Below are 25,696 nucleotides of genomic sequence, written 5' to 3' on the forward strand. Positions count from 1 at the left end.
ACACAACAAGGGGAGTCCGCTCCACGAGAGACGAATAGATTCGCTCCGAAAAGACGAACAAGTTCGCTTTGAAGAGACGAATGAATTCGCTCTTGGATGTCGCATTCCCACGGGATGGAACGTCCTTGGTAGACGCCGGACCCCGGCGGCAACCAGATCCGAAAGAACCCTATCATGAGTCCCAAATTCCTCCGCATTGCGGTCGTGCTCGGCTTGTTGTCCGCAATCGGCCCTTTCGCCATCGATATGTATCTTCCCGCGCTGCCCTCGATCGGGGAGGACCTCAATGCCGGCACGGCTGCCGTGCAGATGAGCCTCTTGATCTTCTTCCTGTCGATGGGTTTCGGCCAGATCGTGGTCGGGCCGATCTCCGACATGGCCGGGCGCAAGCTGCCGCTTTATGCCGGCCTCGCGCTGTTCATGGTGGGCGGCGTCGGCTCGGCAATGGCGCCCAATATCGAGTGGCTGATCGCCTTCCGTTTCCTGCAAGGGCTCGGCGCCAGCGCCGGCATGGCCATTCCGCGGGCCATCGTGCGCGACCTGCACACCGGCAACGAGGCCGCCAAGCTGATGTCGCTCCTGATGCTGGTGTTCTCGGTGTCGCCCATTCTGGCGCCGCTGACCGGCAGCCAGATCATCGAGAGCTTCGGCTGGCGCGCGGTCTTCTGGACCGTGACGGGCGCCGCGGCCCTTGCCACCGTCCTGCTCGCGACCTCGCTCAAGGAGACGCGGTCGGTGGAGGAGCGCGCCAATTCGTCCTTCGGCACGGCGCTGGCGGGCTACCGCTACCTGATGGGCGACCGCAACTTCCTCGGCCTGGTGGCGATCGCCGGCTTCGGCATTGCGAGCTTCTTCGTCTACCTGTCTAGCTCGTCCTTCATCCTGATCGACCATTACGGCCTGTCGCCGTCGGTCTACAGCGTGTTCTTCTCGATCAATGCGGTCGCCTTCATCGGCATGTCGCAGCTGACCGGGATGCTGGCGGACCGCTTCGGTTTGAAGCGCGTCGTGTGGGTGGCGGTGACCGGATATGCCACGGTGATGGTGGCGCTGTTCGCGATCATGGCGTCCGGCGTTGACCGCCTCGACGTGATGGCGGCGCTGCTCTTCGTCGGCTACGGCTTCCTCGGCCTGGTCATCCCGACCACTTCCGTGCTAGCCATGGAAGAGCATGGCGAGATCGCCGGCACGGCCTCGGCGCTGATGGGCACGCTGCACTTCGCCATCGGCGCGTTGGCGATGGGCGTCGCTGGCCTCTTCTTCGATGGCACGCCGTTGCCGATGGTTGCCGGTATCACGCTTTGCGCGGTGATCTCCTTCACTCTGGCCAAGATGACACTCGGCCGCGCTCGCGAAGCGGTTGAAGCGCCGGCGGAGTAAGAACTCACGAAAGATCCAAAAAGGCCGGGTTTGCCCGGCCTTTTTCATGCCCGCGACAATCCGGCTGCATCGAGGACGAAGCGCACGCGTTCCTCGACCGGTGCAAGCGGCAAGGGCACAAGGTCGTAGCCGAGTTCGGCGTAAGCCTCGGCCACCGATTGGAAGGTGCGCTCGGCCTCGTCGAGGGTCTGTTTCCTCTCTTCGTCCTGAGTGAAATCTCCGGCCATGGCGGCGCGATGAAGACGCGGCGGGCATAGCGGAATTTGGTCGCCGCGCTTTTGATGCGATCAGGCACCGGCAGGCCGCAGAGCCTGAGATAGCCGATCACGTCCGGCCCGCCGCGATCGAAGAAAACGGGGCTGGGTTCGCCGTGCGCGGCGTGCCAGGAGCGCAGCTCCCATGAAAACATCAGCTCGGCAAAAAGCGCCCGGTCCTGCCAGGGCAGGGCAGGGCCGCCGATCGCCATCTGATCGCGGATGATGCCGCGTCCTGCCTCGGGCGCCGTCGCGAAGCCTGCGGCCTTCAGCGCTTCGATCAGTGTGGTCTTGCCGGAGCCGGGACCGCCGGTCAGCACGAAGAATCGATCGGGATCGTTCTGCATGATTTTTTCCATGGCTGAGCAACCGCAAGGCAGACGGCGCATAACGCGCCGGACGAGCCTCGGCCGTTCGGTTGAATTGGGAAGGAAGCAAAGAGGGGGAGAAGGTGGAGGTTTCTGTTGCCAGGTACCTCCGAACCCCGCCTAGAAGTGCGAACCTCTAGGGCTTGATTTGAAGCGTTCGCACCGCATTAAGCGGCGAGACGAGCTTCCGCATAGTTGTCGTTGGCAACTATAAGTTTAGCCCGATGACGGTGGTACAATGCCGGGCAAAAGTACGATCTTTACACCTTCGTCGATCCTATTTCGCCCCCAGCAAAAGCCGCTCCGTCATCCAGAGCGGTTTTTGGTGGAGGCGCCGGGTACCGCCCCCGGGTCCGAACGGCTTATTTCATCGCCTGTTTATCGCCATAGTCGGCCAAGCCGACGAAGCGAATATAGGGACCGACGGTGGAAAATGAAAGGCCAAACCGGCACTTGTCCCCCGCGCCCAAACTCGACAGCCGAGGGTTGACTTGCGCCCTTACACAATCGAAGCTCCGCCGGCGATGAGGAATCTCTGACCTAGCGCACAGGTTGCGCGGCGCGCCACACGCCTCATCCACCGGATCCGTGGCGCCGACGAGGGGAATTTCGATGGCCGACTATCTTGCGGATGTGAAGAAATACGATGCCGGCGCCAGCGCCGACGCGGTGGACAAGATCGTCAAGCATTTGGGCATAGCGCTCCGGAACCGCGATTCCTCGCTGGTCTCCTGCACGGACCCGAAGGAACTCGAGCGCGTCCGGGAGAACTGGGTCGGCAAGAAGCTCGGCGTCGCCGACGCCAAGAAGGCAGACGCCTCGATCGAGAAGACCTGCAAGGCGATGGCCGCCGACAACACCAAGAGCCGCGTGACCTTCTACTATTTGGTGGCGAAGGACCTGGGCAAGCTCGGCTCCCTCTAAGGCATCCCGTCGGCGGCCGGCACGGGATCGTGCCGGCGCCGTGGAATTACGGGCGCGCGATCCACATTTGTAACAGGCTTGACGGTATTCGACTGGCAGCCAGTCGGTTATGATCGCTTGTCATCCGAATCAAGGCGGAGCCGATGCGCCAATATCTCGACCTGTTGAAGCACGTGCTGGAAAACGGCGCCGACCGGGGCGACCGCACCGGCACCGGCACGCGCTCGGTGTTCGGCTACCAGATGCGCTTCGACCTTTCGCGCGGTTTCCCCGTCACCACCACCAAGAAGCTGCACCTGAAGTCGATCATCCACGAGCTTCTGTGGTTCCTGGCCGGGGACACCAACATCAAATATCTCAACGACAACGGCGTCACCATCTGGGACGAATGGGCTGACGAGAACGGCGATCTCGGCCCTGTCTACGGCAAGCAGTGGCGCTCGTGGCCGGATGGGCATGGCGGCGAGATCGACCAGATCGCTGGCCTTCTCAAGGAGATACGCAAGAATCCCAATTCGCGCCGGCTGATCGTTTCGGCCTGGAATCCGGCCGAAGTGGAGGCAATGGCGTTGCCGCCCTGCCACTGCCTGTTCCAGTTCTATGTCTCGGAAGGCCGGCTCTCCTGCCAGCTCTACCAGCGCTCCGGCGATATCTTCCTCGGCGTGCCGTTCAACGTCGCGTCCTATGCCTTGCTGACGCTGATGGTGGCACAGGTGACCGGTCTGAAGCCCGGCGACTTCGTCCACACGCTTGGCGACGCGCATCTCTACTCGAACCATTTCGAGCAGGCGCGCGAGCAGCTGCGGCGCGCGCCGAAGCCGCTGCCGACGATGTGGATCAACCCGGAGGTGAAGGATCTTTTTGCCTTCCGCTTCGAGGATTTCCGCCTCGAAAACTATTTTGCCGACGCAACCATCAAGGCGCCGATCGCGGTGTAAGGCCAGGTTCGGCCGTTGCCAGTGCACTCAACTATCGTCAGTCGATACCGACCATGACGTCGGACGCCTTGATCACCGCATAGGCCTGCTTGCCCTTTTCCAGCTGCAGATCGGCAACCGCTTCGTTGGTGATCGAAGCGGTGACGATGACGCCGCCGATGTCGATCCTGACATGCGAGGTGGTCGCTCCCTTCACGATTTCCGTCACGTTACCCTTGAGGATGTTGCGGGCGCTGATCTTCATATGCCTCTCCTTCGCTGTATCGAGCGGGCTTCATCGTAGGCTGGGAGAGCCATGCCGTACAATGGTGTCGAGGCTAAAAAGCCTTCCCTTGTTATGTTCATCCGGATATATCGATCAAAGGCATTGGGCCGAACGGATTTTCAAACAGGGAGAGGTTTCATGGCGGGCAAGGGCTTTGGGCTGAAGGCGGTCGCCATCGGCGGATTGACGGCAGCGCTGATGGCGGCCGTGCCGGCGGCTCATGCCGACGACAAGGTGGTCGTGTTCGCCGCGGCAAGCCTCAAGGACGCGCTCGACGCGGTCAACAAGGCCTGCGAGCCGGAGGTGGGCGAGGCCGCCACTATTTCCTACGCGGCAAGCTCGGCGCTGGCCAAGCAGATCGAAGGCGGCGCGCCGGCCGATGTCTTCGTCTCGGCGGACCTCGACTGGATGAAGTATCTTTCCGACAAGAAGCTGATCAAGCCGGACACCGAAGTGAAGCTGCTCGGCAACCAGATCGTGCTGGTGGCGCCGAAGGATTCCAAGGTCGAAGCTAAGATCGAAAAGGGTTTCGATCTCGCCAAGCTCATCGGCGACGGCAGGCTCGCAATTGGTGATGTCAAGGCGGTGCCGGCCGGCAAATACGGCAAGGCGGCGCTGGAATCGTTGGGCGTCTGGTCCTCGGTCGAAGGCAAGGTCGCGCAGGCCGAGAATGTGCGCGCAGCCCTCAAGCTGGTGTCGACGGGCGAGGCCGCGCTCGGCATCGTCTACGCCACCGACGCGCATGCCGAAAAGGGCGTGAAGGTCGTCGGAACCTTCCCCGAGGATTCGCACCCGCCGATCATCTACCCGATTGCCCAGACGGCGAATTCGAAGGACAAGGATGCGGCTGCCTTCCTGAAGTGCGTCGAGTCGGCCAAGGCCGCCGCGCTCTTCAAGGAACAGGGTTTTACGGTGCTCGCGCCGAGCAACTGAGAAAGACCTTATACCGCATATGAATTGGCTGCTGGACCTCACTCCCGACGAATGGAATGCGGTCCGGCTGTCGATCAAGGTGGCGACGGTGGCGATGATCGCCAGCCTGCCGCCGGGCATATTGATCGCGCTGCTGTTGGCCCGCGGTCGGTTCTGGGGCAAGACCCTGCTCAACGGACTGGTGCATCTGCCGCTCATCCTGCCGCCGGTGGTGACGGGCTACCTGCTCTTGCTCACCTTCGGCAGGCGTGGACCCGCCGGCGCCTTCCTGGCAGAGCATCTCGGCATCGTCTTTTCGTTTCGCTGGACGGGTGCGGCGCTCGCCTGCGGGGTGATGGGTTTTCCGCTGATGGTGCGGGCGATCCGCCTGTCGATCGAGGCGGTCGACCGCAAGATGGAGGCCGCCGCCGGCACGCTCGGCGCCAACCCGCTTTGGGTGTTCGCAACCATCACGCTGCCGTTGATCCTGCCCGGGCTGATCGCCGGCGCGATCCTCTCCTTCGCCAAGGCGATGGGCGAGTTCGGCGCCACCATCACCTTCGTCTCCAACATCCCCAACGAGACGCAGACGCTGCCCTCGGCGATCTACACCTTCACGCAGGTGCCGGGCGGCGATGCGGGGGCGATCAGACTGACGCTGATCTCGATCGTCATCTCCATGGTCGCGCTGGTGGCTTCGGAAGTCCTTGCGCGGCGGGTCGGCCGGCGGATGGACATCGAATGACGCTCTCCATCGACATCAGCCATCGCCTCGGCGATTTCGCGATCGAAGCGAATTTCGAAAGCGCCGGCCGGCTGACGGCGCTGTTCGGGCCCTCGGGTTCGGGCAAGTCGACGCTGATCAACCTGATCGCCGGGCTGATCCGGCCGCAGAAGGGGCGCATCGTGGTCGATGGCCGCGTGCTTGTCGACACCGCTGCCGGCATCTTCGTGCCGATGCACAAGCGGCGGATCGGCATGGTGTTCCAGGACGCGCGGCTCTTCCCGCATATGAGCGTTGCCGGCAATCTGCGCTATGGCCGCTGGTTCACGCCGCCTTCCGAGCGCTACGCCAATATCGACGCGGTGGTCGACCTGCTTGGCATCGGCCATCTGCTCGACCGGCGTCCGGCGAAACTGTCCGGCGGCGAAAAGCAGCGCGTGGCGATCGGGCGTGCGCTGCTCGCCAGCCCGAAGCTGCTTCTTATGGACGAGCCGCTCGCCTCGCTCGACGAAGCGCGCAAGGCCGAGATCCTGCCCTATATCGAGCGGCTGCGCGACAAGACGAAGATCCCGATCGCCTATGTCAGCCATTCCGTTGCCGAGGTGGCGCGGCTGGCGAGCGATGTGGTGGTGCTTTCACAAGGCAAGGTCGCGGCTTTCGGCTCGACCGAGGCGATCATGCAGCGGCTCGACCTTTTGCCGGCGGAGGAACGCGGCGAGGGCGGCGCTGTGCTCGACGCCAGGGTGCTGCGTCATGACGAGGCTTTCGGCATGACGGTGCTCGGCTCGCCGGCCGGCGAGATCCGCGTGCCGCGCCTTCCGCGGCCGGCGGGAGCTCTGGTGCGGCTCCGCATTCGCGCCCGCGACGTCATGATCGCGACCGAGCAGCCAGCGGGCCTCAGCGCGCTCAACATATTGGCGGGGACGATTGCCGCGGTCAGGCCGGGCATCGGACCCACAGTGGAGATCGCCATCGACTGCAACGGCGCGATCGTGCTGGCGCGCATCACCGAGCAATCGAAACACAGCCTGCGCCTCGCGCTCGGCCGCAAGGTCTTCGCGGTGATCAAGACGGTGAGCTTCGACGATACGACGACGGGGCTCGGATTGCCGGTAGAGGCCGATGGTTGACGAAAGGGCAATATCGCTATGTTGCTTTGGAATAGCGATATGGCGGCGGAGGGGGTAATCTCGACATGATCGCGGAGAACGAGAGATGCCATCGCTGAGCCTGCGGATAAATCTCGATCCCGACGGACGAATTGGCCCGGGCAAGATCGAGCTTCTGGAACAGATCGCCGCCTTCGGCTCGATCTCGGCCGCGGCGCGCGGCATGGAGATGTCCTACAAGCACGCCTGGGACCTGGTCGAGGACATGAACCGGGTGTTCGGCAAGCCGCTGGTCGCGGCGCAGACCGGCGGCAGGAAAGGCGGCGGCGCGCAATTGACCGCGGTAGGCCTCGCCGTCGTCAGTCGCTTCAGGGCCATAGAGCGCGCCGCCGCATCAGCGGCCGCCGTGCATATGCAGGCTTTGCAGGCGGAGATCGATACTGGGTAGGCAGTGATGTCCTGGAGTTGCTCGACGAGCACGAAATCAACGACTGCCAATCGCCCTACTGCCTAATCCCCCGGCTTCCTCAGCAGATAGGTGTCCATGATCCAGCCCTTTTTCCGCCGGGCTTCCTCCCGGACCTTTTCGATCTCGGCGCCGACATCGCCGAGCCGGCCGGAGAGGATGATCTCGTCCGGCGTGCCGAGATAGGCGCCCCACTGGATGAAGACATCCTGATCGGCCAGCGTGTTGAAGGCGCATTTGCCGTCGAGCATGACAACCGTGGTTGCGGCGTTTGCCGGCAGCCCTTCTTCGGTCAGCCGGCGGCCGGTGGTGACCAGGATCGAATCGCCGATACGGTTCAGCGCCGTCGCGTGGCTGGCTGCCAGCGCCTGGATGGCGGTGATGCCAGGAATGACCTCGAGCTCGAAAGCGACATTGCCTCTGAGGCGCACGCGTTCGAGGATGCGCAGCGCGCTGTCATAGAGCGAAGGGTCGCCCCAGATCAGGAAAGCGCCGCAGCCGTCTTCGGCAAGCTCGTCGCGGATTAGCCCCTCATAGATCTCGGCGATCGCCTCGTGCCAGTCGTCGACCGTCGCGCGATAGGACGGCGCCGGCTCGGCGCGAACCGGCACGTCGAACTCGACGCGGCGCGATTTAGGGTTGGTGACGAAGCGGTCGCAGATCTGCCGGCGGAGTTCCGCTAGATCGCTCTTGCTCGCGCCCTTGTCGGGAATGAACAGCACGTCGGCCCGGTTCAGGCCGTTGATGGCCTGGACGGTCATGTGATCGGGATTTCCGGCGCCGATGCCGATGACGAGAAGCTTGCGCATGAGCGCTTCTCCTGCCCGATCGGGCGGCCGGTGTCCAGACGGGGCGCAGGCGGCCAGAACGCAAACGACTTTGAAACCTGCAGTCTTTCGTTTGGCAGAAACGCTGAACTGCCCTAGCTACTTTTCGTGGAATTGCTCTAGATGGAAGCGCGCATCGGGGTGGTCCCGGTATTGCCGTCGAGAGGGGGATTCATGTTCCGCACTATCCTCGCCGCAGCGTTAGCTGTTTTTGCCGCGCCGGCTTTGGCCAACGATTCCGTCGCCGAACTCGGCACCGGCGGGCTGATCCTGTCACGCAGCGACGCCGTCGCCATGGAAAGCGAGAACCTTTTCATCTCGCAGGAGAAGGTGACCGTCGACTACGTCTTCCGCAACAACACCGACAAGGACGTCAGCGCCATCGTCGCCTTCCCGATGCCCGACATCGAGGGCGATCCGAACGAGATGCCGGCGCTTCCCGAAGCGCAGAGCGACAATTTCCTCGGCTTCGAGGTGACGATCGACGGCGTCGACGCCAAGCCGCAGCTCGAACAGAAGGCGTTTGCCCTGGGCATCGACATCACCGCCGACCTCAAGGCGCAGAACGTGCCGCTCTATCCGTTCGGCGACGCCGCCAAGGCGGCGCTGGCGAAACTGCCCAAGGATGTCGCCGAGGATTGGGAAAACCGCGGCATCGTCATCGAGGACACCGCCGATGACGGCTCGGGCATGCAAACCGCCTACGCCCCGTTCTGGCAATTGCGCTCGACCTATTGGTGGCGTTCGACCTTCCCGGCCAACAAGGAAGTTCATGTCTCGCACCGCTATAAGCCCAGCGTCGGCGGCACGTCATCGGTCAGCTTCTATTACGATGGCAAGTTCCAGGGGCAGTACGACACCTACAAGACCCGCTACTGCATGGACGGCGCCTTCGAGAGCGCGGTGCGCAAGGCAGCGAAGGAAAATCCCGACGGCTATCCCAAATATTTCGAAAGCCGCATCGCTTATATCCTGACTACGGGCGGCAACTGGGCGTCCGGCAGTATCGGCAATTTCAAACTCACCATCGACAAGGGCAGCGCCAAGAATCTGGTTTCGTTCTGCGGAGACAACGTCCGCAAGGTCGGCCCGACGACGTTCGAGATGACGGCCAAGGATTTTTATCCGGAGCGCGATATCGACATCCTGCTGCTCGAGCCGTCGGACAATGGCGGGAACGGCGGCTGATGGACATCGCGATCTACGTCGCCATTGCAGAGAACGGCGTGATCGGACGCGAGGGTGGGCTACCGTGGCGGCTTTCCAGCGATCTGAAGCGCTTCAAGGCCGACACGATGGGCAAGCCGATCATCATGGGTCGCAAGACCTATGAAGGCATCGGCCGGCCGCTGCCCGGCAGGCTCAACATCGTGGTGACGCGCGCCAGGGACTGGCGCGCCGAGGGCATCGAAGTCGCCCATTCGCTCGACGAAGCGATCACGCTGGCCAAGGCGCGCGGCCGCTGCATGGCGGGAGCCGACGAGATCTGCGTGGTCGGCGGCGGCGAGATTTATGCCCAGGCCTTGCCGCTCGCCGATCGTCTCCATGTCACCCATGTGCTGGCCGCGGTCGATGGTGACGCGCATTTTCCGCCGATCGACCCGGCTGTGTGGCGGATCGTGCGATCCGAGGATTTCCCGGCCGGCGAAAAGGACAGCCACGCGACACGCTATATCGTCTACGAGCGCCGCCGCAGCGGTCAGTGACGATGACAAAGGGTCGCTGCCGGCCCAAATCGGATGGCGCGGGCGGCAGAGCGCGTTGAAAGCGCGTCACGGCGTCCCTATAGAAGAACGACAGTACAGCGCCGCGCGTCCAACTGGACCCGCAAAAGGCTGCTGTAAAACTTTGATTTGGCGCATGATTCCTTCCGAAAACCGGTACCGGTTTTCGAGGTCATGCGCTAGGATTGCGCCGCAAGGCCCGAGGGAACCGAAGCGAAAGGACATTCATGCCCTGGAACGACAAGAGCGGTGGCGGCGGCCCATGGGGCGGCGGCGGCAACCAGGGGCCCTGGGGGCAGGGACCGAAAGGCCCGAGCGGCCCGCCGGGCTCGCCTCCCGATCTCGAGGACATTATCCGCCGCGGCCAGGACAGGCTGCGGCGCGCGCTTCCGGGCGGCGGCGGCGCCAGCCCCGCGGTTCTCGGCCTGATCGCGCTCGCGCTCGTCGTGCTTTGGGCCTTCAAGGCGATCTATACCGTGCAGCCTGACGAGGTTGCTGTCGAATTGCGCTTCGGCAAGCCCAAGGCAGAACTCTCGCAGCCCGGCCTGCATTTCCACTGGTGGCCGGTTGAAACGGTCGAAACGGCCAAGATCTCCGAGCAGCTCGTCAGCATCGGCGGCGGATCGAGCAGCGGTTCCGGGCTGATGCTCTCCGGCGACCAGAACATCGTCAACGTGCAGTTCTCGGTCGCCTATCAGGTTTCCGATCCAAGGGCCTACCTCTTCGATGTCTCCGATCCCGATGGCATGCTGACGCAGGTGGCCGAAAGCGCCATGCGCGAGGTCGTCGGCCGTCGCCCGGCGCAGGATATTTTCCGCGACGATCGCCAGGGTATCGCCACTTCGGTGCGTGAGATCGTCCAGAACACGCTCGACGGCTACAAGACCGGTCTGCAAGTCAACGCAATCTCCATCGAGGATGCGGCGCCGCCGCGCGAGGTCGCCGATGCCTTCGACGAGGTGCAGCGCGCCGAGCAGGACGAGGACAAGTTCGTCGAGCAGGCCAATCAGTATTCCAACCAGAAGCTCGGCCAGGCGCGCGGCCAGGCGGCACAGATCCGCGAGGATGCCGCCGCCTACAAGAACCGCGTCGTGCAGGAAGCCGAAGGTGAGGCGCAGCGCTTCATCTCCGTCTACAACGAATACGCCAAGGCGCCCGACGTGACGCGCAAGCGGCTTTATCTGGAAACGATGGAGCGGATCCTGAAGGACTCGAACAAGGTCGTCGTCGAGCAGGGCAACGGGCAAGGTGTGCTTCCGTATCTGCCATTGCCGGCACTGCAGCCGAAGGTGCCGCCGGCGCCGGTGCTGGGAGGTAACCAGTGATGGCCAACCGTCTTCCCATCATCGCGGTCATCGCGGCCGTCCTTCTGTTCCTGCTCTATTCGTCGGTGTTCGTCGTCAAGGCGGGCGAGCAGGCGATCGTGCTGAGGTTCGGCGAGATCATCGACGTCAAGACCGAGCCGGGCATCTACTTCAAGGCGCCATTCGCCTTCTTCGATGCCGACAGCGTTCAGACGATCGAGAAAAAAGTGATGCGCTTCGACCTCGACAACATCCGCGTCCAGGTCTCCGGCGGCAAGTTCTACGAGGTCGATGCCTTCATCGCCTACCGCATCTCCGATCCGCGCACCTTCCGCGCGGCGGTATCTGGCCAGGTGGAACTCGCCGAAGCGCGATTGAAGACGCGCCTCGATGCAGCACTGCGCCGCGTCTATGGTCTGCGCGACTTCGAGGCAGCACTTTCCGAGGAGCGCGGCGTCATGATGCGCGAGGTGCGCGACCAGCTCCGCCCGGATGCGACGTCGCTCGGCCTCGACATCGAGGATGTGCGCATCCGCCGGACGGATCTGACGGCGGAAGTCTCGCAGCAGACCTACGACCGCATGAAGGCCGAGCGTCTGGCTGAAGCCGAGCGGCTGAGAGCGCGCGGCAACGAGGCGGCGCAACGCATCAGGGCTCGGGCCGACCGCGAAGTCGTCGAGATCGTCGCCGAAGCCCAGAAGGAATCGGAAATCCTGCGCGGTGAAGGCGAAGCGCAGCGCAGCGCCACCTTCGCGGATGCCTACAAGCGCGATCCGGCCTTCTTCGACTTCTATCGCTCGATGAATGCCTATGGCACCGCGCTGGACAACACCGGAACGACCATGGTGCTGTCGCCCGAGTCCGAGTTCTTCCGCTATTTCCGCGACCCGGCCAGCAAGCCTGTGGCCGGGCAGCCGACTGCGCCGGCCGCGCCGGCGCCGCAATCCAGCACCGCTCAGTAGCGGGCAGTGCAGGATTTCCTGGCGGCAATCGGCCTGGTCCTCGTGATCGAGGGGCTGGTCTATGGCGGGTTTCCGGCTTTGGCGCGGAAACTCGCGGCGGAAGTGCTGTCAACGCCTGAGAATGTGCTGCGGATCGGCGGGCTGGTTGCGATCGCCGTCGGCGTCGGCATCGTCTGGCTGGTCCGCGGCTGACGAAATTCCTTGGTGCCGAAGCGATTGACGATTTATCTTGCGCCGATAGCTATAGCCGCAAACGTGCCTTATTTCTTGCCAACATGGATTGGACAGGCGCCTTTGCGGAAGCGCTTTTCCTTTTCTAGAAACGCCGGGAGGCCACGATGATATCCGACACCCTGTTGCGCGCGGCGCGGCGCACATTTTTCGCCGGCGCTACCGCATTCGTCGTCGGCATGATTGCCGTCCCGTCCTTCGTCACGCCCACGATCGCATCCGACGGGCCGCCTTCGGTCGCCGATCTCGCAGAACGCCTGCTCGGCGCGGTGGTCAACATCTCGACCTCGCAAACGGTGAAAGGCACGGAAGGGCCGGGCGCGGTGCCGATGCCGCAACTTCCCGAAGGCTCGCCCTTCCAGGACTTTTTCGACGACTTCTTCAAGAACCGCGGCGGCGACAAGGGCGGCGGCGGGCAGAAGGTGCAGTCGCTGGGCTCCGGCTTCGTCATCGACGCCGAGCAGGGCATCGTGGTGACCAACAATCACGTCATCGCCGACGCAGACGACATCGAGGTCAATTTCTCCGACGGCGTGACGCTGAAGGCGACGCTCGTCGGCACCGATACAAAGACCGACGTCGCGGTGCTGAAGGTCGATCCGAAGGGTCACAAATTGACGGCGGTGAAGTTCGGCGATTCCACCAAGATGCGCGTCGGCGACTGGGTGATGGCGATCGGCAATCCGTTCGGCCTCGGCGGCACGGTCACGGTCGGCATCATCTCGGCGCGGAACCGCGACATCAATTCCGGCCCCTATGACGACTTCATCCAGACGGACGCCGCCATCAATCGCGGCAATTCCGGCGGTCCGCTGTTCAACAGCAACGGCGAGGTCATCGGCATCAACACGGCGATCATCTCGCCGTCCGGCGGTTCGATCGGCATCGGCTTCTCCATTCCCTCGCAGCTTGCGGCGGGCGTCGTCGACCAGCTTCGCCAGTTCGGCGAAACGCGGCGCGGCTGGCTTGGCGTGCGCATCCAGCCGGTGACGGACGACATCGCAGAAAGCCTCGGCATGGCGACGGCCAAGGGCGCGCTGGTGGCCGGCGTCATCAAGGGCGGTCCGGTTGACAACGGTTCGGTGCAGGCCGGCGACGTCATCATCAAGTTCGACGGCAAGGACATTCACGAGATGCGCGACCTGCCGCGCGTGGTCGCGGAAAGCCCGGTCGGCAAGGCGGTCGACGTCGTCATCGTGCGCAAGGGCGTCGAGCAGACCGTGAAGGTGACGCTTGGCCGGCTCGAGGACGGCGAGAAGCTGGCCAGCGGCGAGAACGGCAATACCGACCAGGACAAGGGCGACAAGGGGGCTCCGGTGTCCACGGCCTCGGTGCTCGGCATGACCGTCGGCGAGCTCAACGACCAGACCAGGCAGAAGTTCGGCATCGCGGCCGATGTGTCGGGCGTGGTCATTACCGACGTCGCCAAGGACTCTGCCGCCGCCGAGCGCGGCATCCAGCCCGGCGAGGTGATCACCGAGATCGCGCAGGAATCGGTCGGCACGCCGAAGGACGTCATGGATCGGATCGGCGCGCTGAAGGAGCAGGGCCGCAAGAACGCGCTGCTGATGCTGGCCTCGAAAACCGGCGAGCTGCGCTTCGTGACGATCCGGATGGATTAGAGTCGGGAAATCGTCCAACTGGGTTCCAACAAAAGGGCGGCTAGCGGGCCGCCCTTTTTCGTGCCTGCCAGTCCAAGCGCGACAGTCTGTAGAGGACGTGCCGCTTAAGATGTGGGTGGCTGTCCGGAACCGACGGGTGGTCGAAATCCGCGTCCGGGTCGGCGCGCATGCCTAGCCGCTTCATGACGGCGATGGAGCGGTGATTTTCAGCGACGGCGAAGGAGACGATTTCGTCGACGTCCAGCGTTTCGAACCCGTAAGCGAGCCAGGCTTCGGCCGCCTCGGTGACATAGCCCTTGCCCCAGAATTCGGGCGCCAGCCGCCAGCCGATCTCGATCGTGCCGGCCGGCAGCGATGGCACATCATCCGTATCCAGGAGACCGACGAAGCCGATGCATTCGCCGGTGGCCGCGATCTCGGCGGCGGCGAAGCCGTAGCCATCCTCCTCGATCCAGCCGCGGAATTCGTCCATCATGGCGTCGGCTGTCGCGCGGTCGCGGCGGAACGGGAAGAATTCCATCACGCGCTCGTCGGAGTTGATGCGATGGAAAAGCGCGCGGTCGCGCTCCTCCCAGTTGCGCAGGATGAGGCGCTCGGTGCGGATCGGCTTCATTGCACGAATTCCTCCCGGCGATAGCCTTGGAGGTAGAGCAGCGCCGTCAGGTCGCCATGATCGATGCGGATCCGTGCCTGCTCCGCCACCGCCGGTTTGGCGTGCAGGGCGACGCCGGTGCCGGCCAGGCGGATCATGTCGAGGTCGTTGGCGCCGTCGCCCACGGCAACTGCATCCTCAGTCGTCAAGCCGAACCTTGCCGCAATGTCGAGCAGCGCCTCGGCTTTGGCAGCGCGGCCGAGGATCGGTTCGGCCACCGTGCCGGTGAACCTGCCGTTTTCCTCGATCAGCCGGTTGGCGCGGTTCTCCTGGAAGCCGAGCAGCGCGGCGATGCGGCTGGTGAAGACGTCGAAGCCGCCGGAGACGAGCGCCGTCCACGCGCCGTTGGCGCGCATCGTCTGCACCAGCGCGCGGCCGCCGGCGGCCAGCGTCAGGCGGTTGGCGATGATGCGGTCGACCACCGCCGTGTCGAGGCCTTTCAGCAAGGCGACGCGCTCGCGCAAGGCGGGCTCGAACGCAATCTCGCCATTCATCGACCGCGCCGTGATCGCAGCAACATGCTCCTTGACGCCGATCTCGTCGGCGAGCTCGTCGATGCATTCCTGGTCGATCATGGTCGAATCCATGTCGGCAAGCAGGATCTTCTTCTTCCTGCCTTCGGCCGGCTGGACGATGATATCGACCGGTTCGGAGGCCAATGCCGCGCGCAGATTGGCCGTCAATTCACCGATGTCGTGCGTCTCCGGCAGAACCAGATCACAAGCGACATCTTCCGCCAGCCAGTGAAGGGCGCTTGCGCCGGCGGCCCGCGAGGCCATATTCGCAAGCGAGGCCGACACTCGACGGTCTTTGGGACGGGATACAAGCGTGGCGATCAGCGGCATCGAAAATTCCGGCAGACGGGCGGGCGAAGGCCGCGTGAAGAACGCGATCCTGATAGCCGGGCCGACCGCCAGCGGCAAGTCGGCGTTGGCGCTCGATCTTGCCGAGCGCCAGGGTGGCGTCATCGTCAACGCCGATTCCATGCAGGGCTATTCGGTGCTCGACGTGCTGACGGCGCGTCCAAGCGCAGATGAAACGGCGCGCGTGCCGCATTTCCTCTACGGCCATGTGCATCCCTCGACAGCCTACTCCACCGGCGCCTGGCTGCGCGACGTCACCCGGCTGATCGAGGAAGGCGCTTTGTCCGGGCGGCCGGCCGTCTTCGTCGGCGGCACCGGGCTCTATTTTCGCGCTCTAGCCGAAGGCATCTCGGATATGCCGGACATTCCGCCATCGGTGCGCGAGCGCTGGCGCTACGAGCTCAAGGAACAAGGGGCCGATCGGCTGCACCGCATTCTGATGCGTGAAGACTCGGCCGTCGCCATGCAGCTCAGGCCGACCGACGGCCAGCGCATCGTGCGGGCGCTCGAGGTGCTCGACGCGTCGGGACGATCGATCCTTGACTGGCAGGCGGCGCGCGGCCGGCCGCTTATCGACCGCGACAGCACGCGCTTCCTGGTGATCGAGCCGGATCGCGGCGATCTCGTCGCACGCATCGAGGCGCGGTTCGACCGGATGATCGACAAGGGCGCGCTCGACGAGGTCAGGCAGCTGATGGCGCTCGACCTTGCTCCGAACCTGCCGGCGATGAAGGCGATCGGGGTTCGAGAGCTGCAGGCCGCGTTGGCCGGGGAGATGAGCTTCGCGGAGGCGATCGAGCGCGCCAAGATCGCCACGCGCCAATATGCCAAGCGTCAGGCGACCTGGTTCAGACACCAGCTGGGACCGGAGTGGCAAAGACTCCGCCCAGGCGATGGCCCGTCAGTCTCTGATTGACAGATTGCTAATTCAATCAGGGGCTTAAAGAAATCAGCGCAGCTTCCCGTCACGGTTGCTCAGGTTAACGGTCCGTAAGGCCGCGCATGCCATAACGACTATGGGTCGCAGTTCCGCGGGGAGTTATGCGTTTTCACAAGGCGGAATCCGCATTCTTTGTCTTTATTTTCGTGATCCTGGCTGCCGGCCTGGTGACCTTCCACGCCTATGGCCAATTGCAGGATATTGCGACCGATCTCGACACAGCATCGCGTCTCGACAGGATCATCTATCTCAACAAGTTGCTGTTCGTGACCGGCGCTCTGCTGGCCGCCGCCTTGTTCTTCGGGACCTTCTTCATCTACCCGCTGATCCGCGGCCAGGTGCGGGAAGAAGGCAAGCTGCGCGCCATGACGGTGTCGCTGAGCGCCCGTTCGCAAACGCTCGAGCAGGCCGCGCTCACCGATGGCCTCACCGGCATGCAGAACCGCCGCTACTTCGACGACGCGCTGAGGGAATATCTCGACGAGTTCGGCCGCATCGACAAGCCGGTGGGCCTGATGATCCTCGACCTCGATCATTTCAAGCAGGTCAACGACACGCATGGTCATGATGTCGGCGACGAAGTTCTGCGCGCCGTCGCGCAATGCGTGCGCGGCATGACGCGCTATCACGATGTGGTGGCGAGGCTTGGCGGCGAGGAGTTCGCCGTGGTCACGCCCAACATGGACGCGGAACTGCTCGCCCGGTTCGCCGAGCGCATCCGCAAGGCGATCGCCAACATGTCGATACTGTCGGGCAATGTGCGGTTGAAGGTCACCACCAGCGTCGGCCTTGCCGTCTGGGACCGCAAGGAGAGCGCCGAGGACTTCTATCGCCGCGCCGACCGGCAGCTCTATGAGGCCAAGAAGCAGGGCCGCAACCGCGTCTGCGCCTAAAATCCCATCACTGAATTCGTGATGCCGGCCGTATGCTGCCGTTTTCTGCGCTTCCGGCCTTCGCCGGCCGAAGCACTCATGGAGGACGTGGCAGTTACGGCTACGGCCGGCGTAGGCCGGTGCTCACGGACTTTATGTCCGCTCCGCTCCGGTTCTCGAAAGCGGCACCATCCGACTCGGCCTGACGAATTCCCTGACGGGATTTACCCACGTTGGCCGACAAGCAGAGAAGCAATTCTGCCGAAGGTCCAATCGGGACGACGGGAAAGCGCGGGGCTCAGTCGTTCTGCTGGCGCATGCCGAAGGTCGAGGGCTTCAGGCCATAGCGCAGGTCGAAATCATCGTCCGGCTGTGCGCGCGGCGCCGGCGGCTTGCGATAGTCCGGATCGCCAGCCTGACGGGCGGAATCCACAACCTCGGCAAAGGCCATGGCCTGTTGCGGTTTCGGCACGTTGCGCAGCCGCTCGACAATTCCGGCGAGGTCGACATCGTCGCCGGCTTCCGCTGGCAGGGTCTGCTCGCGCTTGGCCGTTCCCGGGATGAATTCGCGGGACAGTTTCTCGAATTTGAGCCGCATGGTCGTCGCCACGCCTTCGCCGAAGGCAATGGCTTCACGCTGGCCCATGGAGGACAGGAACGCCAGCGTCGAGGCCGAGGAATCGGCGATCGCCGAGCGGATGATCGCCTGGTCCTGCTCGTTGGCGAGGCGCATGGCGAAGAAGGTCGAGCATTGCGACAGGATCGTCGGATCGAGCTCGCCCGGACGCTGGGTGACGACGCCGAGGTAGCAGCCATATTTGCGGCCTTCCTTGGCGATGCGCGACAAAGCGTGCCGGGTCGGCGCGAAGCCGAGGCGTGGATCGGCGGGCATGTAGCGATGCGCCTCCTCGCACAGCAAAAGCAGTCGCAGCCGGCCCTCGCTCCAGAGCGCAAGGTCGAAGGCGAGACGCGCCAGCACCGAGCAGACGGAGTTGACGACCTCGGACGGCATGCCAGCCATCTCGAAACAGGTCACGGGACGGCCGTGGTTCGGCACGCGGAAAATGTTGCCGATGGTCTCGTGGATGGTGTCCTCGATCAGCCGCGAATTGAACATGAAACGGTAGCGCGGATCGGAAGCGGCAGACTCAATGCGCGTCCTCAGCGACTTCAGCGTCGGCCGATCGTTCTTGCTTTCCAGGAGTCCCATGCGCTCGTCGATCTGCTTGAGGAGATCGGCGATGCGGTAAGGCACCGGCGTGTCCGCCGTCAGTGCATCGCTGCCGCGCCTGATATACGAGCCGGAACTCGGGTTGCGATAAAGGTTCTTGGCGGCGGGGATGAGGTCGCGCAGGACGTCGACTTCCTCCGGCACGGTCTCGCGCCCGCGAAACAGAACCTCGGCGAATTCCTCCAGCCTGAACATCCAGAACGGCAGGTCGAGCGTCTTGGAATCGACCTTCACGCAATGTTCCGGAAGCGAGGCGGCAAACTCGTTGTGCGGGTCGAGGATCAGCACGCGCAAATCCGGCCGGGCCTCGATCGACTTGCGCAAAAGCAGCGAGACAGCCGTGGATTTGCCAACGCCGGTGGTGCCGACAACGGCGAAATGGCGCGCCAGCGTGTCGTCGATGGCGATGTTGGCGTCGATCGCCTCGTCCTGGGACAGCGTGCCGATGGTGATCGAATGGCGGCCGGCGAGGTCGTAGACGGCCTGCAGGTCGCGGCTGCGGATGCGATGGGCAACGGCGCCGATATGCGGATAGGTGGTGATGCCGCGGTCGAAGACCGGCTTGGCGCCAGGCTCGGCGCCGTCGCGCACCTCGCCGATCAGCTCGATGCTGACCTCGATCGCGTTCTGGCCCTCGTTGCTCCAGACGCGGTCGGACTTGCCGATCGCATAGACAAGGCCGACGGTGCGCGTCGAGCCAAGATTGATGGAAATCATCTTGCCGACGGTCCACAGGCCGGTGACCGTGCCTTCGGCATCCTCGGCATAAGCGCTGATGGTGGCGCGCGCGCCGTCGCATTGCACGACATTGCCCAGAATGCGCTTGTCGCTCTGCTGGGCGTCGCGGCGCTCCTGCGAGGTCGGTTCCCCTACGGAGGCTTCGCGTTCAACAAACATCGGTGACCTGTCCCATTCCCCTCGGGGTCAAACCTATCCAATCGGGGGTTAAAGTCGCGTGAGGTCGGATGGTGTAGGGCCAGTTAAGGCAGTCGCGAAAATTCGATCGAATAACCTCTTCCGTCATGCCGATGTTTCGATATATTGGACGGATGGCTGATATATCGAACGACATCACGTCCACGATCGGCAGGCGGATACGCTCCGAGCGGGATTTACGAGGCTGGTCGCTGGCGGAGCTCGCCGAGCGTTCCGACGTTTCCAAGGCGATGCTGAGCGCCATGGAGCGCGGCATGACAAGTCCGACCGCGGCGCTGCTGGTGCGCATCGCGTCGGCGTTCGGGATGACGCTGTCGACGCTGATTGCCCGCGCCGAAATGCAGAGCGGGGGCGTCTGCCGCAAGGACGAGCAGCCGGTCTGGCAGGATCCGGCGACGGGCTATGTGAGGCGGCACCTGTCACCGGCGACGCAAATGCCGCTCGAGCTGATCCGGGTCAGTTTGCCGGCAGGCGCCAAGGTCGATTTCCCGGCAGCGTCCTATGCTTTCATCAAGCAGCAGATCTGGCTTATCGGCGGCCGCCTCGACTTCACTGAAGGCGATGTCGTGCACAGACTCGAGCCGGGCGACTGCCTGGCGCTTGGCGCCCCGTCGGCCTGCAGTTTCCATGCCCCGGGACCGGAAGCCGCCGAGTATCTGGTGGCGCTGGTGCGGGGCTGATCGCATGGCACGCCGACCGAGACGCTCGCACAATGGCGGGCCGCCTCTTGACGATTATGAAGGCCCGCCCTGGGGCAAGGGCGATGCCTACATCTTCCTCGCCTGGCGCGACGCCCATGACAGGGCCTGGAAGGCGCCGAGCCACAGCGTCATGCTGATGCGTCTGGAAAGGGCCGAGCGGCTTGGCCTGACCTATGAGGAATACACGCTCGAGATCCTCGAGCGTGGACGGCACCTCAGCGAGGACGATGCCGAGCGCATCGCGGAAATCCGCAAAGCGCGCCGACGAAAACGGAGCAGTCATTTCGAATGACCGCGGCCCGACACCTCACCACCTGGAGAGCATGGACATGAACTCCCTTGAAATCAGGGCGTTGAGAGATGACGCCAAAACCAGCGGGATGCTGGCCGACCTGCTGATCGAGACGGTCGCCGCCGGCGGATCGGTGAGCTTCATGCATCCGCTGTCTCCCGACACGGCCCATGAGTTCTGGCGCAAATCGCTGGCTGCCGCCGCACGGGGAGAAAGGGCCGTGCTGGGCGCATGGCACGGCAAGACGCTTGTCGGCACCGTCACGCTGCTTCTCGACTGCCCGCCCAACCAGCCGCACCGCGCCGAGATCGCCAAGCTAATGACACGCCTCGACCATCGCGGCAAAGGCATCGCGGCCCGCCTGATGCGAGCCGCCGAGGAATTGGCCGTCCAGAGGGGTCGCACCCTGCTGGTGCTGGACACCGCAGCCGAGGAGGGGGCTGCCGGCCTTTACGAGAAACTCGGCTTCACGCTGACCGGGGAAATTCCGGACTATGCGTTGAAGCCGCATGGCGGGCTCACCGGCACGCTCATCTACTGGAAGCGGATCGGCGCAACGGCTGAGGCGCTACCCTGAAACCCTGGCGAGCCGCGACAAAAGCCAGCGGCGAAAATCCTGCTCGGCGCCGGTCAGCCGCGATGATGACGGCCTTGTCAGGAAGTGGCCCGATGGGCTGGACAGCTCGAAATCCGAAAGCCTGACGAGTAGATTGTCTTTGAGAGTGGTGTCGATCAGTGGCCGCGAGCCCAGCAGCGCTCCGGCGCCGGCCTTCGCCGCTTCCATGGCGGCAACGAAGCTGTCGAAGCGATGCGAACGTCGGGAATGTCCAGCAAGCCCGGAAGCGGCAAACCATTCCGCCCACATTTCGCGTGCGCCGGCCACCAGCAGCAGCGGCAAGGTCGTCCAATCGGCGTCACGGGCGAGCGCCGGAGCTGCGACCGGGACAAGCCGCTCGACGGTCAGCCGGTCGGCTTCCCTGCCGGGGAAGGATCCGTTGCCGAAGCGTATGTCGAGCGCGGAGCCCGGCTGGTCGTAATCGGCCGGCCGATGGATGGTCACCAGATCGAGCCTGACCCGTGGCAGCGCCTTTGCCAGATCGGGAAGGGCAGGCACGAGCACGAGAAGGGCGAAGGAGATGGGAACGCGGATGCTGACGGTCTGCATGGCGCGGGGCTCGAACAGCTCGCTGGTGCTGTTGCCGATGATCGCGAATGCCGACTGGATGTGTGGCAGATAGGCGGCGCCCTCCGGCGAGAGAGCCACACCGCGCGCCAGCCGCGCGAACAATCGCGTCTTGAGCCGCTCCTCCAGAAAGCGAATATGCTGGCTGACGGCAGCTTGCGTGAGCCCGAGCTCGGCGGCCGCAGCGGTAAAATTCGACAGACGCGCCGCTGCCTCGAAACTGCGCAGCCAGTCGAGAGGAGGCATTGTGTCGAAAGTCTTCCCAGCCATCAGAATTTCTACGCCATTGCCCGAAAAACGATAATTTGAATTATGCCTTTGGCGAGGTCAGCATGCAATCGCTACCCGCGGCGGCGGGGTCGAAGACGGGAGCTTCAGGAACATGCTGACCAGAGCAACGCTTGCCGATGACGGGCGAACGATCGAACTCGGCTGGGAGGACGGAACGCGTTGCCGCTTCCACGCCATGTGGCTGCGCGACAATGCGCTGGACGACAAGACACGCAGCGCCGGCAACGGCCAGCGGCTGATCACCATTCTCGACATTCCAGCGGAGACACGGATCGGCGCTGCCTCGATCAAGGGCGAAACGCTGGAAGTCACCTTCGTTCCGGAAGACAAGACCGTCGGCTTTCCGGCAGACTGGCTTCACGCCCATGCATACGACCGCGAGGAGGATCGGCAGCCCGGCTGGACAGGTAGCGACATTCAGCGGTGGACCAAGGCCACGATGCAGAGTTCGGTGCCGCGCGCGGCCTATACGGAGGCCAGCCGTGACAGCAACGTCCTGCGGCAATGGCTGGCCGCCGTGCGGCGCTTTGGCTTCGCCGTCATGGACGGTCTGCCGGCCGAATCCGGGGCGCTGTGCAAGGTGGCCGATCTCTTCGGTTACATCAGGGAGACCAATTACGGGCGCTGGTTCGAGGTGCGGGCCGAGGTCAATCCGAACAATCTCGCCTATACCAATCTCGGCCTGCAGGCGCACACCGACAATCCCTATCGCGATCCGGTGCCGACGTTGCAGATCCTGGCCTGCATCGACAATACGGTCGACGGCGGCGAATCCAGCGTCGTCGACGGATTTGCGGTCGCCGCCGCGCTGCAGGCGGAAAACCCTGCGGGTTTCCGGCTGCTCTCCTCCTATCCCGCGCGCTTCGAATATGCCGGCTCTTCCGGCGTTCGGCTGCAGTCGAAGCGGCCGATGATCGAACTCGGACCCGACGGCGAACTCATCTGCATCCGCTTCAACAACCGCTCGCTGGCGCCGACCGTCGACGTGCCGTTCGCCGAGATGGACACATACTACGCCGCCTATCGCCGGTTCGCCGAGCTGATCGAGGACCCTTCCTTCGAGGTGACCTTCAAGCTCGAGGCGGGGCAATCCTTCATCGTCGACAACACCCGCGTCATGCATGCGCGCAAGGCGTTTTCCGGCAGCGGCAAGCGCTGGCTGCAGGGCTGCTACGCCGATAAGGACGGCCTGCTGTCGACGCTTGCCGCGATCGAATACGATTTCAGGGAGGCGGCGGAATGAACCCGCAGGAATTGAACACAGGCAACATCGTCGAATTCATCGCCGATATCTTCGAGCGCCGCGGGGCGGAATCCTATCTCGGCGAGCCGGTCACCATGTCGGAGCATATGCTGCAAGGCGCGTGGCTTGCCGAACAGGACGGCGCGCCGGAGGAACTGGTGGCTGCGGCGCTGCTGCACGACATCGGCCACTACACCAGCGAGTTCGGCACCTATTCTCCCGACGATGTCGAGGACAAGCACCATGACGAGGCGGGCGGCGAGGTGCTGGCGCCATTCTTTCCACCGGTCATCGTCGAATGTGTGCGGCTGCACGTCGCGGCCAAGCGCTACCTCTGCGCAACCGACCCGAACTATTTCGGCAAGCTCTCGCCGGCTTCGGTCCACACGCTGTCGCTGCAAGGCGGGCCGATGAGCGCCGAGGAGGTGGCGGAGTTCCGCGGCAACCCTTTCCACGAGGAAGCGGTGCGGGTGCGCATCTGGGATGAGGGCGGCAAGATCGCCAACATGAAGACACGCGCTTTTCGCGATTACGTGCCGCTGCTGCGGCGCGTGGTGGAAAGATTTGCGGCTGAAAAGGCGGCTTAGCCAGGCATCACCGGGGAGGAGACGGCCATGTGCTTTTGCTTCGACGGCGAGAACGCGCTGCGTGCATACCGGCCGGACGACTGCCGCGACCGTTTGCCTGTCGCAGGTGCGCTGGGCCTGATTGCTTCCCGCGCCGGGCCTGACCAGCGAGATGCAGACGGCTTGTTCAAGCCCGGCGACGCCGAGCACGACCGGCGCCTTGCTGTCCTGCTCGAACGCATGTATTAGCCGCGCCCGACATGCGGCCAGGCCGTTTCAACGGCCGTGCCGGAACCGACAACGCTTTTTATGGAGGCGAAGATGAGATCTTGTTCACGCATTTTGCGCCTTCGCGGCGTACGGACCAGTTGACCCCCCTGCGGGTCTCCCACCTCCCGACGATGCGACGCCGTCCGCGATGTGCGGTGAGCATTATCCTCTCCACGCGTTGATGCAGCGTGGAACGAAACGACGGCGAGCCGAGCGCTTTCCGCGAACGATGGCGGCTGCCCGAAAGCCTCAGATGCGGCTTTGCAACACTCCGGCAGGCCATTGTAAACATTGAGAGAATGGCGCTTGCGTCAAGTTTGCAACGCGTCTACAGAGCGCGCCATCCATAACCCGTCATCCCCGAAAGGAGACCTGTCAATGATCCCGCAATCCAGATCGTCACTGTCCGTGCCGACGCTGGAAATGCGCGCGGCTGACAGGGTTCCAACAGGGAAGAACGGCCATGGCCAGGTCTATGATCCAGCGCAGGCAGGACGCCGAGCGCGAACGCATTGAAGCTTATGATGCAAGGCTGCGGCAGATTTTCGCCGCAGCGCGTCCCGTTCCGGATTTCGAACGGGCGCTGGACGACGCACGCTCGGGTCTTGCCGGCATGGCGATCCGCGACGGCGCGCTGTGGCGCCCGAAGCTGAAGACGCGCGACCGCGCGCGCCTGCGGCTGGCCGCGGCGCGCTATCTCTATGCGCGCTATCCGGTTTCGGCCGCGCTCGAGAGCGTCTGGTTGGACAGCACGGGGCTGGACGCCAACGAGATTGCGCTCCGCAAGGCCTGGTATGTGACGGTGGCGCGCGGCGACTCGCTCTACAAGGCGGGCGCCAACGCATGGCTGTCGCGCAAGGAGGTGCATTGCTTCCTCAACGTGTCCGGCGATTTTGGTTTCGCCGAGGCGTTCTGGCTGGCGATCGCCCGGTCCTACACGGATGACCAGGGATTGGCGGTCCGGCTTGCGCGCACCAAGATCGCGCGCACACCGCGCCACGAACTGGCCTTCTGGCGCGAGGTGGCGCGCTTCTTCTGTGGACATCCCGCCTCGAAGGAGGAGATCGACGATCTTTGCGATTACATCGGCGCCATGCATCAGCGTGATGCGGCCTACAGCCTGAAGGGGCGCACGCTTGCCTCGCTGCGCCGGCAGATGGTGGACTGGCACCGCGACATCGCCGCGATCGAACGCATCGAGGCCATGCGCCGCCGCGCCGCCGGACGCACCCAGCGAGGCGCCGGAACGCAGGCCGAGCGCGGCGCCTGGGACGGCTCGCGCCTCGAAGACTGGGAATGGCAGCCATCGGCGAAGGAGGCGAAGGTGCGCGGCGAGCGCTTCTTCGTCCGGCAGCTGAAGACGGCCGAGGATCTGGTCGCCGAGAGCCGCGCAATGCATCACTGCGTGTCGACGTGCGCGGCCAAATGCATCGCCGGCAACGCCTCGATCTGGGTGCTGCGGCGCACGGCGCTGGGCAAGATCGAGCGGCTCTTGACGATCGAGCTCGATCCCCAGAACCGTGCGGTCCAGGTGCGCGGTTTCGGCAATCGTCTGGCCCTGCCGGAGGAGCGCAAGGTCGTCGAGCGCTGGGCCAAGGCGAGAGGCGTGGTGCTCAGGGCCTGAAACAAAGACCCGCGCGGCGGAG

The 25,696-nt window shown here is 64.1% G+C and carries 28 protein-coding genes, 1 other RNA gene and 1 pseudogene; 22 read left to right on the forward strand and 8 right to left on the reverse strand.

The annotated features are described in order from the left end of the window. The first annotated feature begins 174 nt into the window (after window positions 1–174). Entirely contained in the window at window positions 175–1,380 is a 1,206-nt protein-coding gene (locus RFN30_RS14490; RefSeq protein ID WP_320262762.1) for a multidrug effflux MFS transporter, read from the forward strand. Window positions 1,381–1,424: 44 nt separating this feature from the next. Here the strand turns inward: RFN30_RS14490 and RFN30_RS14495 are convergent. Both RFN30_RS14495 and ssrA read right to left on the reverse strand, forming a co-directional pair. Next, window positions 1,425–1,981: pseudogene (locus RFN30_RS14495) on the reverse strand (AAA family ATPase). 103 nt (window positions 1,982–2,084) lie between these two features. Continuing rightward, window positions 2,085–2,445: a transfer-messenger RNA gene (ssrA, locus tag RFN30_RS14500) on the reverse strand. Window positions 2,446–2,614: 169 nt separating this feature from the next. On the opposite strand from ssrA, the gene RFN30_RS14505 reads away from it, so the two are divergent. Together RFN30_RS14505 and RFN30_RS14510 are read left to right on the forward strand one after the other, a co-directional pair. Beyond that, on the forward strand, window positions 2,615–2,926 hold the full coding sequence (locus RFN30_RS14505; protein WP_320262763.1) for a DUF2853 family protein: 312 nt from the start codon (window positions 2,615–2,617) through the stop codon (window positions 2,924–2,926). Window positions 2,927–3,069: 143 nt separating this feature from the next. After that, the gene (locus RFN30_RS14510) at window positions 3,070–3,864 is read left to right on the forward strand and encodes a thymidylate synthase (protein WP_320262764.1); all 795 of its coding nucleotides are present in this window, start codon (window positions 3,070–3,072) and stop codon (window positions 3,862–3,864) included. Window positions 3,865–3,901: 37 nt separating this feature from the next. Here the strand turns inward: RFN30_RS14510 and RFN30_RS14515 are convergent, their stop codons facing one another. Continuing rightward, the gene (locus RFN30_RS14515; protein WP_320262765.1) at window positions 3,902–4,108 is read right to left on the reverse strand and encodes a TOBE domain-containing protein; all 207 of its coding nucleotides are present in this window, start codon (window positions 4,106–4,108) and stop codon (window positions 3,902–3,904) included. A 159-nt stretch (window positions 4,109–4,267) separates the two neighbouring features. Here RFN30_RS14515 and modA point away from each other — a divergent pair, with 159 nt between their 5' ends. From modA to RFN30_RS14535, 4 genes are all read left to right on the forward strand, one after another. Further along, window positions 4,268–5,062: a molybdate ABC transporter substrate-binding protein gene (gene modA / locus RFN30_RS14520; protein ID WP_320262766.1), complete on the forward strand. Its 795-nt coding sequence runs from the start codon at window positions 4,268–4,270 to the stop codon at window positions 5,060–5,062. A 19-nt stretch (window positions 5,063–5,081) separates the two neighbouring features. Beyond that, entirely contained in the window at window positions 5,082–5,786 is a 705-nt protein-coding gene (modB, locus tag RFN30_RS14525; RefSeq protein ID WP_320262767.1) for a molybdate ABC transporter permease subunit, read from the forward strand. Beyond that, a complete protein-coding gene (gene modC, locus RFN30_RS14530; RefSeq protein ID WP_320262768.1) occupies window positions 5,783–6,895 on the forward strand; it encodes a molybdenum ABC transporter ATP-binding protein in 1,113 nt (370 codons plus the stop codon). Before modB ends, modC begins: the two co-directional genes overlap by 4 nt. An 85-nt stretch (window positions 6,896–6,980) precedes the next feature. Further along, window positions 6,981–7,322 carry a winged helix-turn-helix domain-containing protein gene (locus RFN30_RS14535; protein ID WP_095783782.1) on the forward strand — a complete coding sequence of 114 codons (342 nt, stop codon included), beginning with the start codon at window positions 6,981–6,983 and terminating at the stop codon, window positions 7,320–7,322. A 62-nt stretch (window positions 7,323–7,384) separates the two neighbouring features. Here the strand turns inward: RFN30_RS14535 and cobF are convergent, their stop codons facing one another. After that, on the reverse strand, window positions 7,385–8,149 hold the full coding sequence (gene cobF, locus RFN30_RS14540; RefSeq protein ID WP_320262769.1) for a precorrin-6A synthase (deacetylating): 765 nt from the start codon (window positions 8,147–8,149) through the stop codon (window positions 7,385–7,387). A gap of 192 nt (window positions 8,150–8,341) precedes the next feature. Here cobF and RFN30_RS14545 point away from each other — a divergent pair, with 192 nt between their 5' ends. The 6 genes from RFN30_RS14545 to RFN30_RS14570 all read left to right on the forward strand — a co-directional run bounded on the left by RFN30_RS14545 (window position 8,342) and on the right by RFN30_RS14570 (window position 14,010). Beyond that, a complete protein-coding gene (locus RFN30_RS14545; RefSeq protein ID WP_320262770.1) occupies window positions 8,342–9,355 on the forward strand; it encodes a DUF4424 domain-containing protein in 1,014 nt (337 codons plus the stop codon). Next, window positions 9,355–9,873: a dihydrofolate reductase gene (locus RFN30_RS14550; RefSeq protein WP_320262771.1), complete on the forward strand. Its 519-nt coding sequence runs from the start codon at window positions 9,355–9,357 to the stop codon at window positions 9,871–9,873. The genes RFN30_RS14545 and RFN30_RS14550 overlap by 1 nt, the downstream gene beginning before the upstream one ends. 245 nt (window positions 9,874–10,118) lie before the next feature. Continuing rightward, window positions 10,119–11,216 carry an FtsH protease activity modulator HflK gene (gene hflK / locus RFN30_RS14555; RefSeq protein ID WP_320262772.1) on the forward strand — a complete coding sequence of 366 codons (1,098 nt, stop codon included), beginning with the start codon at window positions 10,119–10,121 and terminating at the stop codon, window positions 11,214–11,216. Further along, a complete protein-coding gene (hflC, locus tag RFN30_RS14560; protein WP_320262773.1) occupies window positions 11,216–12,157 on the forward strand; it encodes a protease modulator HflC in 942 nt (313 codons plus the stop codon). Before hflK ends, hflC begins: the two co-directional genes overlap by 1 nt. A 6-nt stretch (window positions 12,158–12,163) precedes the next feature. After that, the gene (locus RFN30_RS14565) at window positions 12,164–12,349 is read left to right on the forward strand and encodes a DUF2065 domain-containing protein (protein ID WP_320262774.1); all 186 of its coding nucleotides are present in this window, start codon (window positions 12,164–12,166) and stop codon (window positions 12,347–12,349) included. A gap of 146 nt (window positions 12,350–12,495) precedes the next feature. After that, on the forward strand, window positions 12,496–14,010 hold the full coding sequence (locus tag RFN30_RS14570; protein WP_320262775.1) for a DegQ family serine endoprotease: 1,515 nt from the start codon (window positions 12,496–12,498) through the stop codon (window positions 14,008–14,010). A 40-nt stretch (window positions 14,011–14,050) separates the two neighbouring features. Here the strand turns inward: RFN30_RS14570 and RFN30_RS14575 are convergent, their stop codons facing one another. Together RFN30_RS14575 and serB are read right to left on the reverse strand one after the other, a co-directional pair. Beyond that, window positions 14,051–14,623: a GNAT family N-acetyltransferase gene (locus RFN30_RS14575; protein WP_320262776.1), complete on the reverse strand. Its 573-nt coding sequence runs from the start codon at window positions 14,621–14,623 to the stop codon at window positions 14,051–14,053. Next, window positions 14,620–15,507 carry a phosphoserine phosphatase SerB gene (gene serB / locus RFN30_RS14580; RefSeq protein WP_320262777.1) on the reverse strand — a complete coding sequence of 296 codons (888 nt, stop codon included), beginning with the start codon at window positions 15,505–15,507 and terminating at the stop codon, window positions 14,620–14,622. Before serB ends, RFN30_RS14575 begins: the two co-directional genes overlap by 4 nt. Between serB and miaA the strand changes: the two genes are divergently transcribed. Then, window positions 15,497–16,441, forward strand: a complete 945-nt coding sequence (gene miaA, locus RFN30_RS14585) for a tRNA (adenosine(37)-N6)-dimethylallyltransferase MiaA (protein WP_320262821.1) — start codon at window positions 15,497–15,499, stop codon at window positions 16,439–16,441. The two genes, serB and miaA, sit on opposite strands and share 11 nt — an antisense overlap. A gap of 125 nt (window positions 16,442–16,566) precedes the next feature. Beyond that, window positions 16,567–17,358, forward strand: a complete 792-nt coding sequence (locus RFN30_RS14590; protein WP_320262778.1) for a GGDEF domain-containing protein — start codon at window positions 16,567–16,569, stop codon at window positions 17,356–17,358. 277 nt (window positions 17,359–17,635) lie between these two features. Here the strand turns inward: RFN30_RS14590 and RFN30_RS14595 are convergent, their stop codons facing one another. After that, complete coding sequence (locus RFN30_RS14595; protein WP_320262779.1) at window positions 17,636–19,465, reverse strand: ATP-binding protein; 1,830 nt, start codon at window positions 19,463–19,465, stop codon at window positions 17,636–17,638. A gap of 152 nt (window positions 19,466–19,617) precedes the next feature. On the opposite strand from RFN30_RS14595, the gene RFN30_RS14600 reads away from it, so the two are divergent. The 3 genes from RFN30_RS14600 to RFN30_RS14610 are packed head-to-tail and all read left to right on the forward strand — an operon-like array spanning window position 19,618 to window position 21,074. Continuing rightward, complete coding sequence (locus RFN30_RS14600; RefSeq protein ID WP_320262780.1) at window positions 19,618–20,184, forward strand: helix-turn-helix domain-containing protein; 567 nt, start codon at window positions 19,618–19,620, stop codon at window positions 20,182–20,184. Between the two features lie 4 nt (window positions 20,185–20,188). Further along, window positions 20,189–20,497, forward strand: coding sequence for a hypothetical protein (locus RFN30_RS14605; protein WP_320262781.1), 309 nt, complete (start codon window positions 20,189–20,191; stop codon window positions 20,495–20,497). Between the two features lie 37 nt (window positions 20,498–20,534). Continuing rightward, a complete protein-coding gene (locus RFN30_RS14610; protein WP_320262782.1) occupies window positions 20,535–21,074 on the forward strand; it encodes a GNAT family N-acetyltransferase in 540 nt (179 codons plus the stop codon). On the opposite strand, the gene RFN30_RS14615 is transcribed toward RFN30_RS14610, so the two are convergent. After that, window positions 21,066–21,950 carry a LysR family transcriptional regulator gene (locus RFN30_RS14615; protein ID WP_320262783.1) on the reverse strand — a complete coding sequence of 295 codons (885 nt, stop codon included), beginning with the start codon at window positions 21,948–21,950 and terminating at the stop codon, window positions 21,066–21,068. The two genes, RFN30_RS14610 and RFN30_RS14615, sit on opposite strands and share 9 nt — an antisense overlap. 112 nt (window positions 21,951–22,062) lie before the next feature. Between RFN30_RS14615 and tmpA the strand changes: the two genes are divergently transcribed. The 4 genes from tmpA (at window position 22,063) to RFN30_RS14635 (ending at window position 25,674) form a co-directional block, all read left to right on the forward strand. Beyond that, on the forward strand, window positions 22,063–23,214 hold the full coding sequence (gene tmpA / locus RFN30_RS14620) for a 2-trimethylaminoethylphosphonate dioxygenase (protein WP_320262784.1): 1,152 nt from the start codon (window positions 22,063–22,065) through the stop codon (window positions 23,212–23,214). Next, window positions 23,211–23,801: a (R)-1-hydroxy-2-trimethylaminoethylphosphonate oxygenase gene (gene tmpB, locus RFN30_RS14625; protein ID WP_320262785.1), complete on the forward strand. Its 591-nt coding sequence runs from the start codon at window positions 23,211–23,213 to the stop codon at window positions 23,799–23,801. The genes tmpA and tmpB overlap by 4 nt, the downstream gene beginning before the upstream one ends. Before the next feature lie 27 nt (window positions 23,802–23,828). After that, the gene (locus tag RFN30_RS14630; protein ID WP_320262786.1) at window positions 23,829–24,029 is read left to right on the forward strand and encodes a hypothetical protein; all 201 of its coding nucleotides are present in this window, start codon (window positions 23,829–23,831) and stop codon (window positions 24,027–24,029) included. A gap of 484 nt (window positions 24,030–24,513) precedes the next feature. Continuing rightward, the gene (locus tag RFN30_RS14635) at window positions 24,514–25,674 is read left to right on the forward strand and encodes a PcfJ domain-containing protein (protein WP_320262787.1); all 1,161 of its coding nucleotides are present in this window, start codon (window positions 24,514–24,516) and stop codon (window positions 25,672–25,674) included. The last annotated feature ends 22 nt before the right edge of the window (window positions 25,675–25,696 follow it).

The organism is Mesorhizobium dulcispinae, assembly GCF_033977345.1.
Lineage (GTDB): Bacteria > Pseudomonadota > Alphaproteobacteria > Rhizobiales > Rhizobiaceae > Mesorhizobium > Mesorhizobium dulcispinae.